The sequence below is a fragment of the Brevibacterium antiquum CNRZ 918 genome (genome assembly GCF_900169145.1).
Taxonomy (GTDB): domain Bacteria; phylum Actinomycetota; class Actinomycetes; order Actinomycetales; family Brevibacteriaceae; genus Brevibacterium; species Brevibacterium koreense.
This window is the reverse complement of the sequence record NZ_FXZD01000019.1, coordinates 20,355-27,189: the sequence shown is the minus strand read 5'-3', so window position 1 is coordinate 27,189 and position 6,835 is coordinate 20,355. Positions and strand designations below refer to the sequence as shown.

Below are 6,835 nucleotides of genomic sequence, written 5' to 3'. Positions count from 1 at the left end.
CAGGCATTGCCCGATTCCTCGGGTATTCGGGTCAGGCCGAGTCGGGTGGGGTGAGAGTTGTTCCCGGGGATAATTTGTGTGAGGCACGACCCTCATTAGCCGGGGGTATTGACATGAGGCACTCCGGACGCTTTTTCCACAGACCGACACATGCCCACATTGCCATCCCTGCCACCTCAGCGCGGTCGTAAAAGTGTGCGACCCCGGTAAAGGCGGCGGCACCTCGGCGAGGATGCCCTCGATCTCATCGTCACGGCGAGATCGGGATGAGATGTGAGCAGTCCAAATGAGCCGACGTTCTAGACTGCAGCCATGGTCAATGTCAGCGTTCTCAGTCAGAATCCGGCCGCGGTCAACTGCGGAATCATCACCGGATCCCACCGCAGCCTCATCGTCGACTCGGGCCCCGGGCCCAACGCGGCGGACCACTTGGCATGCAGGGCCCAGCAGCTGAGCCTCGAGGTGACAGGCCGAGACAATCCCATTGATGCCGCCATCACCCACGACCATTGGGACCACTTCTTCGGCAGTGCCACCCTGTCCGCGGCAGGCATCGAGACCTTCCACGTCTCCGAATCATTCGCCCGGGACCAGGAGGCGACGGCCTGGATCGCACTCGACGCCGTCCGAAATGCACCCGAGACCGCCGAGTTCGCATCCGAGCTTCCTATGGACCCCAACGCCCTCATCGTCAAGGTCTCCCCCATCGATGGGCCTGAGTCGGGGACCATGCTCGATCTGGGGAACTGCCGGGTCGAATTCCATGTGCTGGGCGGACACTCCACAGCGGATCTCGTCGTGCGCCTGGTCGATCAGGGCATCGTGTTCACCGGGGACCTGGTGGAAGAGGGCGATCCCCCGCAGGCAGGCAACGATGCTTCACTGAGCGAGTGGGTGACCAGCCTGCAGACCCTGCTGTCATTCCCGGAGGCCACAGTCTTCGTGCCCGGCCACGGTGTGCCTGTGGACCGGGCATTCGTGGAGCGTCAGCTTGCCGATATCGATGGTCTGCGGATGAATCAGGCCGACGCCGAGGTGGCTCTGCCCGCTCGTACAATGCCCGGTGACCATGACCGCAGCTTCCCCCGAGAGCAACTCATCGGCCCTGCCGATGCAGCGCGGTGACGAGGTCGCCTCCAATGGCTCCGAAGAGGGTCTGAGCCCAGATGCTCTCGCCTTCGGCGTAGGGCGTATCACCGTCGAAGATCCACTGCAGCTGATTGCCGACCTGCAGGTCGTTCTGACAGCTGCCGCAGACGGGCACACGCACCCCTGAGCTGTCAGCATCGAGACGGGTCGTGGACTGTGCCTCTCCGTGGAGGGGGTTGATCGTGCACAGACTCTGCGGGAGCTTGCTGCGGTTGCGCGTGCCCGGCTTCCCCTTTTTACCCGACTCCACCTCGGCGAGTTCACGTCCTGCCTGCCGCAGCAGAACCATCGCACCGGCGAGATCGATGCGTTCGGTGTCCCTATCATCGACGATGCTGCGAGCGATTTGGTAGCCGTCGAGTGCTCTCTCCACCTTGGCGGCCTTGTCCGCGTCGAGGTTCGATGTCTGCAGACGATCGATTTCGCCGGCGATCCGGGAGGTGTCGGCGTTGATGTCGTCGCGCAGCGATGTCCGCTGCAGGGAGTCGACCCGGTCCAGGAGTTTGCGGGGCAGTCGGAATTCGTGGTGCCTGCGGCTCTCGGCCGCTCTCGACTTCAGTGTGCGGACAAGGAAGACTCCGGCGATGACAAGCGCGAGCACGAGGACGGCTCCGCCGAGGAACATCGGTGCGAAGCTGCTTGAGTTGCTCTCCTGGCCGAAGTCACTGCCGGGCACCTCCTGCCCCGCGACAGGTTCGCCCGGTTCCTTGACCGCCTCCGGATGGGCGTAGAACTTGAGCAGCGTATTCAGCTTCGACAGCGACGGCGTCTGGACGCTCCATTGGGCGTGGGCGTTGGCATTTTGTTCCATCACCTGCATCGCGAGATCATGATCATCCTCGATCTGCACCTCGGTGTAGAGCTGTGTTGTGTCGCTGATCAGGACGAAGGAGCCCTCGCCTCCGTGGTCGGCAGCCACTTCCCGGAGCAGGTCGAGGTCGAGGACCTTGTCGTCGACGGCGATGACATAGACGTCGAAGTCCAACCCTTGTGTGGTCGACTTGGCCTTGTCGACGAGGCGAGAATCGAGGGTGCCCACGGCGGACTCGTCGATGTAGAAGTGATCTGCCTTGAGAGAATCAGCGATCTGCGTTGCGTCCACGTTCACTTCCTTCGGTTCCGATGATTGACGGACCGTATGTTGGCACCGGAGGTGAGTCCCTCACGCTCCCGACGCCAGTAGCCCCAGCCTGCGACTCCGATCAGCGCGATCACCCCGCCGACGACGAGTCCGAAGATGGCGCCGGAGATGGCTGAGACCGGGGAATATGAGAGTTCATGAGAGTCATCGGAGTTGTCCTCGGCCACCAGCGGCTCTGCCGCCTCCAGCTTCTGCGGCTGGGCGTTCTTCAGCGCCTGGACCCAGGCCAGGCCCGTGGTGGTCAGCGTATCGTCGGGGCCCGGTTCCGGACGCTGCCGAATGTCGCGTTCGACCTCCTTGGACCCGATGCTCTGACCGAAGGGGCTGACGACGAGGACGGTGGCCCCATCACTGTCGAGCTCATGCGCGATACGGGCGGCCTTGAGGTCCAAGTTCGCATCTGTGTCATCGAGCTGGGTGTGGTTGATGAACGCCACGTAGATCGGGACGTCAAGCCCCTCGAGCTCGCCGCGGATGGCTTCAAGTCCCTCGTCATCAACGTCGAATGCCAGATAGTCGTCGACATGGATCGGATCTGATTCCAGATCCTTCGCCAAATCCTGATAGGTCGCGGGGTCGTAGTTCGGGTCGAGCCCACTCCGGATGCGGTCGTCGTAGACCGAGTCGACGGTGATCTCGTCACTCTCTTCGACTGCTATCCGCTCCTGCTTCGCCTCGTTGAATCGCCAGATGCTGACCGAGGTCGACCCTGCAGCAACTGCGCCGAAGATGATGACGGCGATGATCGTTCTGACCCACGTGTTCATTCTCGACCGCTGCCCATCTTCGTCACGATCGCGTCTTCGAGATCCGCAAAGCTGCCGAAACCCGATACTGCGTATGCGTCATCACGTTGATAGTAGGGAACGGCTTTCACCCTCTTCGCCCCAGGGGCCTTCGGCACCATCAGGCACTCGGGTTCGTGCCCGGCGTTAAGGTCTGCACGGCAGTCGACACAGACGTTGATCGTCAGCACAGCTGTTCCCTGCCTCCACGCGAAGCCGGAGATCGCCCCCGTGTGTGTCGGAAAGAAGAAGCAGAAGCGCGGCTCCTCGTCCCGAGTCTTCGTTCCCTTCGCCGAGGGGGTCCGCTGCAGGTGTTTCCGCAGCCAACGATCAGTCTCGGTCAGAGCCAGGATCGCGTGGCGATGCGAGAAATCGATATCGGTGGCCCAGTCGGGATGTGTTGCCACGATCTCTGTGATCGCTGTCTGAACGCGTCGGCCACGGTCGTGCAGTGCCCACATCTCCTCGTCCGGGGCTGCAGGGTCGGGCAGTTCACGGAGTGCAGCCTCGAGCGCCTGAGGAAGTCTGCGGTTCCTCACCAGTTCCGGACCTCGGGTGAGATTATTCCGCCAGGCGTACCTGTTGCGTCGCAGGAGCACCCACGCAGTGAGTCCGATCGCCGCAGCAGCCGTTGCCTTGAAGACGAAGCCGTCCGGATCACCGTAGTCGAGTCCGTTTGCTTGAATGTAGTCATCCTCGTCCGCCCTCGGGTCGAAGTCCGGCAGAGGTGGTGGTTCGGTTCCCTTCACCGTCGCGATGAGCAGGTTCAGGTGATAGGGCACCGCAAGTTCGACGGGCAAGAAGCGATTGGTCTTCGAGCGCTGCAGCTGATCTGAGCCTCGAGGAACCCTCGGGCCGCTGTCATCGACGATGTAGGCGAAGGTTGAGGCCGAGTATTCGGCTTCTGAGAAGATGACGATGATCTGTTCGGCCTTGGCGCTCTCGAACATCGAATATGCGAAGTCAGCGGTGAAACGACCCCAGCCGTCCTGGGTCGCCTCGGAGTTCGAGAGGCCGGGCACGATGGCAATGAAATGAGGAATGTCCGACGTGGACGCCTGCGCCGAGGCGTGGGTGAGAGACGACTTCTGTCTCGGTGTCAGTCCCGGTTCGACAGACGGGTCGATGAAGAGCGGATCGTGGTCCCAACCCTCGCGGATACGACTGCGGAGATGCTCCAGCAGCGCCGTCTGAGAATCGGTTGTCTTGGTCACCTGACAAGATTAGTATGCGAGCGCTTCATGCCCTAAATCTCGTCGGTTGCAGTCTTGGAACATCTCTGGCGTTTCTGCGCCTGAGCCGTTGCCTGCAAACGTGAAGAACCCCACAGCATCAGCTGTGGGGTTCTTCGATGCGGCAGCAGTCAGACCGCTGCCAGCGAAATCACTTGAGGGTGACGGTTGCGCCCGCGCCCTCGAGTGTTTCCTTGGCCTTCTCGGCTGCGTCCTTGGACACGGCTTCGAGAACGGCCTTAGGTGCGCCGTCGACGAGGTCCTTGGCTTCCTTCAGTCCGAGGGAGGTGAGCCCACGAACTTCCTTGATGACAGGAACCTTCTTCTCGCCGGCCGATTCGAGGATGACGTCGAATTCGGTCTGCTCTTCAGCAGCTTCTTCAGCGGCAGCAGGAGCAGCGGCAACTGCGGCAGCAGGTGCAGCAGCTTCAACTTCGAAGACCTCTTCGAACTTCTTGACGAAGTCCGAGAGTTCGATCAGGGTGAGCTCTTTGAAACCTTCGATGAGCTCTTCGGGGGTGAGCTTAGCCATGGTGGCCAGTCCTTCCTTTGGTGGTCACTGTGAGCGACCGGATTTATAGGGTGATGCTCAGGCGTCTGAAGCAGGAGCGTTGTCCTGCTTCTCGCGGAGAGCGTCGACAGTGCGCACGGCCTTGACCATCGGAGCGGTGAACAGGTAAGCCGCCTGGTGGAGGCTTGCCTTCATTGCACCAGCTGCCTTTGCAAGCAGCACTTCGCGTGGTTCAAGGTCGGCGAGTTTGTTGACATTCTCAGCGCTGAGGACGGCACCATCCCAGTAGCCGCCCTTCAATACGAGCTGAGAATTCGCCTTGGCAAAGTTACGCAATGCCTTTGCAGCCTCTGGTGGTTCACCGTTGACGAATGCGATCGCGGTGGGTCCGCTGAGGAACTCATCGAGATCGTTGATTCCGGCTTCTTTGGCTGCAATAGCAGTGAGCGTATTCTTTACCACGGCGTAGCTGACGTTCTCACCGAGTGAAACGCGCAGATTCTGCATCTGCGCAACGGTGAGACCGCGGTACTCGGTCAGCAACACAGCATCGGAGTTCTCAAACTGCTGTTTGAGCTCCTCTACTGCGGCTGCCTTGTCTGGCCTCGCCATGGTAGTTCCTTTCGTACAGTCGCCGGTCGCGTCCCAACGCCAAAAAAAGCGCTCCACGCAGGCATGCGTGAAACGCTTCGAATGATGAGATCATAGGAACTCATCGGAAGAATCTCGTGCTCACCTGCGCAGGTCACTCCATTGGAGTCTTCGTCTCCGGGCAACAGGATCCGATTGCGAATTCTGCTGATACCGAAAAGACCGACGGTCTTGGGTAGTTGAAGTCTATCGAAGGTGCTCGAGCCAAGTCCAATCGATGACGGAGATGCTGGCCACACTCCTACCCAAACTACCTGACGGCGGCCCAGATACCTGGCGCGAGGTATCAGGGCCGCCGTCAGGTAGCAGGTGAGGTTCAGTATTCGATTACGACTCGGCCGTCGATCTTGCCGTGAATCATCTCATCCAAGATCGCGTTGATGTCGCCGAGCGGTCGCTTACTGAACGTCGGGTGGATCTTCCCTGCGGCGTAGAACTCCAGCGCCTCAACCATGTCCTGGCGGGTGCCGACGATCGAACCGCGGATCGTGAGTCCCTTGAGGACGATGTCGAAGATCGGTGCGGGGAAGTCTCCCGGCGGCAGTCCGTTGAAGACGATGGTGCCGCCTCGACGGGTCATTGAGATCGCCTGCCCGAATGCCTTCGGGTGCACCGCCGTGACAAGCACGCCGTGCGCGCCGCCGACCTTCTCCTGGATGATCTCGGCCGGTTCCGCTGCGAAGGCGTTGACCGTGATCTCCGCGCCGTGCTTCGTCGCCAGGGCCAGTTTGTCGTCGGCGACGTCGACGGCGATGACGCGCATCCCCATTGCCACCGCATACTGAACAGCGATGTGGCCGAGCCCGCCGATGCCGGAGATGACAACCCATTGCCCGGGCTTCACCTCGGTGCGCTTGAGCCCTTTGTACACGGTGACTCCGGCGCAGAGCACCGGGGCGATCTCGTAGGGGTCCGAGCCTTCCGGGATGATAGCGGCGAACTTCGTATCGACGAGCATGTACTCACCGAACGATCCGTCGACGCCGTACCCGCCGTTGACCTGCTGCTCACACAGAGTCTCCCACCCCTGGCGGCAGTGCTCGCATATTCCACAGGCGCTCCACAGCCAGGCGTTTCCGATCATCTGTCCGACCGTGACATCGGTGACGCCAGGGCCGACCTTCTCCACGGTTCCCACTCCCTCATGTCCGGGGATGAGGGGAATCTTGGGCTTGACCGGCCAGTCTCCGTGGGCTGCGTGCAGATCAGTGTGGCACACCCCTGAGGCGATGACCTTGACCAGTGCCTGGCCCGGACCCGGCTCGGGTATTGCGTTGTCTCCGACCACGAGGTCCTTGCCGAACTCTTCGACGACTGCCGCTTTCATGTCTGACATCATTGACTCCCTTGTAACGATGTTGGCTGT

Annotated in this window: 7 protein-coding genes; 1 reads left to right on the top strand and 6 read right to left on the bottom strand. The window is 61.2% G+C overall.

What is annotated here, in order from left to right; translation table 11 throughout:
• Positions 1 to 312: 312 nt before the first annotated feature.
• Positions 313 to 1,125 carry an MBL fold metallo-hydrolase gene (locus tag BANT918_RS16240; protein ID WP_101621146.1) on the top strand — a complete coding sequence of 271 codons (813 nt, stop codon included), beginning with the start codon at positions 313 to 315 and terminating at the stop codon, positions 1,123 to 1,125.
• On the opposite strand, the gene BANT918_RS16235 is transcribed toward BANT918_RS16240, so the two are convergent.
• The 6 genes from BANT918_RS16235 to adhP all read right to left on the bottom strand — a co-directional run bounded on the left by BANT918_RS16235 (position 1,097) and on the right by adhP (position 6,805).
• Positions 1,097 to 2,251, bottom strand: a complete 1,155-nt coding sequence (locus tag BANT918_RS16235) for a hypothetical protein (protein WP_233430553.1) — start codon at positions 2,249 to 2,251, stop codon at positions 1,097 to 1,099. The genes BANT918_RS16240 and BANT918_RS16235 overlap by 29 nt on opposite strands.
• A gap of 2 nt (positions 2,252 to 2,253) precedes the next feature.
• On the bottom strand, positions 2,254 to 3,057 hold the full coding sequence (locus tag BANT918_RS16230; protein WP_101621144.1) for a hypothetical protein: 804 nt from the start codon (positions 3,055 to 3,057) through the stop codon (positions 2,254 to 2,256).
• Positions 3,054 to 4,289, bottom strand: coding sequence for a hypothetical protein (locus BANT918_RS16225; RefSeq protein ID WP_233430551.1), 1,236 nt, complete (start codon positions 4,287 to 4,289; stop codon positions 3,054 to 3,056). The genes BANT918_RS16230 and BANT918_RS16225 overlap by 4 nt, the downstream gene beginning before the upstream one ends.
• A gap of 169 nt (positions 4,290 to 4,458) precedes the next feature.
• Positions 4,459 to 4,839, bottom strand: coding sequence for a 50S ribosomal protein L7/L12 (gene rplL / locus BANT918_RS16220; RefSeq protein WP_101621143.1), 381 nt, complete (start codon positions 4,837 to 4,839; stop codon positions 4,459 to 4,461).
• 57 nt (positions 4,840 to 4,896) lie between these two features.
• The gene (rplJ, locus tag BANT918_RS16215) at positions 4,897 to 5,430 is read right to left on the bottom strand and encodes a 50S ribosomal protein L10 (protein WP_101621142.1); all 534 of its coding nucleotides are present in this window, start codon (positions 5,428 to 5,430) and stop codon (positions 4,897 to 4,899) included.
• 355 nt (positions 5,431 to 5,785) lie between these two features.
• The gene (gene adhP, locus BANT918_RS16210) at positions 5,786 to 6,805 is read right to left on the bottom strand and encodes an alcohol dehydrogenase AdhP (protein WP_101621148.1); all 1,020 of its coding nucleotides are present in this window, start codon (positions 6,803 to 6,805) and stop codon (positions 5,786 to 5,788) included.
• Positions 6,806 to 6,835: the final 30 nt, after the last annotated feature.